The organism is Candidatus Schekmanbacteria bacterium (assembly GCA_003695725.1).
Classification (GTDB): domain Bacteria; phylum Schekmanbacteria; class GWA2-38-11; order GWA2-38-11; family J061; genus J061.
The window spans coordinates 1-3024 of sequence record RFHX01000061.1 but is presented as its reverse complement, the minus strand read 5'-3'; the positions used below and the strand labels follow the sequence as shown (position 1 = coordinate 3024).

Genomic DNA, 3024 nt, shown 5'->3' with positions numbered 1-3024 from the left:
ATCTTCTCCTCATAGTAACTTATTGAAATCTATGGATTTTACTGAATGGTTTTAAAATAATAATCAAATAAAAAACAAAAAGATGAAGGATATTTAGGTCGGATGAAATGGTTTCCTTATTTTTCTTCATCGATTTCTATATTGTGTTTTTTCAAAAGGTCATAAAAGGTGCCTCTGCTTACACCTAAATCCTTAGCTGCACGGCTTATGAAACCTTTGTTTCTTTGAAGGGCATCTAATAAATATTTCCTTTCAATTTCTTCTTTGGCTTCCTTCAATGTTAAAATTTCCCGGGAATCAGTTGATTGGTCAAATCCCAATGCATCAGGGAAAATGACATTTGAAGGAGACATTATTACTGCCCTTTTAATGAGATTCTCAAGCTCTCTTATATTGCCGGGCCAATTATACTTCCTTATTTCTAATTCTGCCTCCCTGCTTAAAGACTTTGGCGGTATCTTGTTTTCTTCACAATATTTGTCCACCAAATAACGGGCAATCAATATAACATCTCTACCCCTTTCTCTTAAAGGAGGCAAAGTAATCGAAACAACATTGAGGCGGTAATATAAATCCTCACGGAAATTTCCCATTTCCATCTCTTTTTTTAAATCCCTATTCGTGGCAACTATGATGCGGGCATTAACTTTATATTTTTTCGTTCCGCCAACCCTTTCAAATTCTTTTTCTTGTAAAAATCTCAAAAGTTTAACTTGAAGGATAGGAGGAATTTCTCCTATTTCATCAAAAAAGATCGTTCCGTCTTCAGCAAGTTCAAATTTGCCCTTTTTTTGGCTATAAGCTCCTGTAAATGATCCCTTTTCGTGACCGAAAAGTTCACTTTCCAACAAATTTTCTGGGATTGCGCTGCAATTTATTACAACAAACGGCTTATCTTTCCGATGGCTTTGTTCATGAATAGCTTTTGCTACCAGTTCTTTTCCTGTCCCGCTTTCACCTAAAATCAAAACGGTTGTATCAGTTTTTGCTACACTATCAATAAAGTTGAAAACCTTCTTAATTTCAGGACAGGAGCCGATTATATCTCCATATCTATTTTCCTCCAACTTTCTTCGGCTATTCGCTATGCTTTTAAGCTCGATATTTGCAATATGAAATGCTCTCTCCACCATTGCTCGAAGTTCTGGAGGTTTTATCGGTTTTACATAATAATCTGTTGCGCCAAGACGAATTGCCTTTATTGCTGTTTTGTCTTCATCATGCCCTGTAACAATAATAACCTTCGTAATTGGATTAATACTCAAAAACTTCTCTAAAAGGGCTAAGCCCTCCTTCTCCTCAGAATCTGCGCTAAGAGATATATCCAATAAAACTACTTTGGGCTTTTCCACTTCAAAAAGTTCAATTGCTCGTTTTGGATTATCCGCTTTAAAAACCTTATAAAACTTTGAAAATGCCCATTCTAACTGTTTCAAAGTTTCACGGTCATCTTCCACTATTAAAAGTGATGCTTTTCTGCTCAATTTGTATCTCCTCTATCAGAGACAGGAAGTTTAATAAAAAAAGTTGTACCTTTCCCAACAGCACTTTCACAATATAGCTCTGCGTCCCTGTGGGCATTTATAATTGTGCGACATTGATAAAGTCCAATGCCTAATCCGCCTTCCTTTGTTGTCTTAAAAGGTTTGAACAGATAATTGTTGATAAATTCCTCACTCATACCTGCTCCATTGTCTTTTATTTTAAGTATAACAGCAAATTTGTTCATCTCAATAGAAATTTTAATTTCTCCGTCTTTTTTTGGAATTGCCTGAAGGGCATTGATGAGCACATTGGATACAACTTTTTTTATTGCTTTTTCATCACCCCATACCGGCACTACTTTATTTTCATCATACTCCTTGAATAATTTTACCCTTGGATTCTTATCGAGCTTCAATTCATCGATGCTAATTTTGATTATATCAATTAGGTTAAAAGTATTGAAAACAAATAATGAATCATTTGAAGCCGTAGAAATCTTTTCAATCATTTGAGTCATTTTTTTGCCAGTGTTTTCGAGTGTTTCCAACATATCCTTTTGAAATTCCTTATTATCTATATACTCTTTTGCATTATCCAAGAGTACTTCAAGAGAGGAGATAAGATTCTTTAAGTCATGGACAACAAAAGTAGTAATTTTAGAAATCGACTCCATCTGCTGAGTAACTCTTAATTTCTCAGCCAACCTAACACTTTGAATTATCCCTGCAGATTGACGGGAAAGAGTCTGTAGTAGCTCGTAATCTTCATCGTTGAGTTCATCTCCGGTAACTGTGCCGCCAATCAATAAAAAACCTAATAAATCTTCTTTAATTTTCAAGGGCAGGACAAGCTGTGTATCAGAAGATTTGATTATCTCCCTGAATTTTTCTGAAAAGATTCCAAGTTCATTATTATTTATCTTTTTTAAATCTACGATTTCCTTTTCAAAGAAAATCTCTTCATTAAAATCGAATTTGGAAATTCTTTCATATGGGATATAAGAAAGATTGAATCTTCCAGCGATATTGAATGATTTTTCTTCTTCGTCATAAAGCCAAACAGAAACGGGTTGGACCCACATAATGCCTGCAATCATTTCAGCCAATGCAGGCATTAATTTGTCTATCGTAACTGCCTCACCTAATTCTTCTGTAAATCTTGTCCAAACCAGTCGATAATCATATTTATTGGCAAAAAAGTTCTTGTTAATAAAAACCTGCGCCTTTCTTCTGATTCTTTCTGAAAAAAAGAAAAGCAAAAATAGTAAAACAGCACAAAATATTATGATAGGTTTTATATACTGAAAGTCCTCGCCACCCACTATGGCTGTTAATTTAAGAAGCCCTCCTGCCAATAAAAGATATATTCCCACTGCAAGAATCGATGCTGACCTATAGACAACATATCTCGATATGAAAACATTAACATCAAGAAGACGGTATCTTACGATAGAAAAGATAAAAAGCATGCAAAAGATAATAATTATAAATGACCCTGCGATAAGAATTTTAAGACTGACAAAGGAATATAACAAGATTT

The 3024-nt window shown here is 34.5% G+C and carries 2 protein-coding genes; both read right to left on the bottom strand.

Annotated features, from left to right (window positions below):
- Positions 1-116 precede the first annotated feature (116 nt).
- Entirely contained in the window at positions 117-1484 is a 1368-nt protein-coding gene (gene prsR / locus D6734_02855; protein RMF97039.1) for a PEP-CTERM-box response regulator transcription factor, read from the bottom strand.
- The gene (prsK, locus tag D6734_02850; protein ID RMF97038.1) at positions 1481-3022 is read right to left on the bottom strand and encodes a PEP-CTERM system histidine kinase PrsK; all 1542 of its coding nucleotides are present in this window, start codon (positions 3020-3022) and stop codon (positions 1481-1483) included. The genes prsR and prsK overlap by 4 nt, the downstream gene beginning before the upstream one ends.
- Positions 3023-3024: the final 2 nt, after the last annotated feature.